This is a genomic window from Pantoea sp. GbtcB22, assembly GCF_019091025.1.
Taxonomy (GTDB): Bacteria; Pseudomonadota; Gammaproteobacteria; order Enterobacterales; family Enterobacteriaceae; genus Pantoea; species Pantoea leporis.
In genome coordinates this window covers 1-255 of record NZ_JAGXKB010000437.1, presented here as the reverse complement: position 1 = coordinate 255, position 255 = coordinate 1, and the positions used below count along the sequence as shown (strand labels likewise).

At 46.3% G+C, this 255-nt stretch carries 1 protein-coding gene; it reads right to left on the bottom strand.

Annotated elements, in window-relative coordinates; translation table 11 throughout:
- Positions 1-62 precede the first annotated feature (62 nt).
- On the bottom strand, positions 63-255 hold a 193-nt coding region (locus KVT28_RS25680), incomplete at its 5' end, for a hypothetical protein (RefSeq protein ID WP_217551058.1).

Genomic DNA, 255 nt, shown 5'->3' with positions numbered 1-255 from the left:
TCTATGATAACATTAGTAGATTTCATCTGTAACGAGGTCATATTGCATGAGGGGTCTCTGGACTAATAAACAACTGAAGGTAGGGTAAAAAGGAACAACTGGCCCCCTGTGTAAAGGGTTGAGTTCAAAGATGACGCCAAACGAACGAAAGCTCGAATCAGATTAAAGAACGTTTGCAACGAAAGCGCCACCCTTACCACATTTACCGCCAGTTCTCCCAGATGTCCCCGGGCCGTGATGGTGTAGTTAGACCCC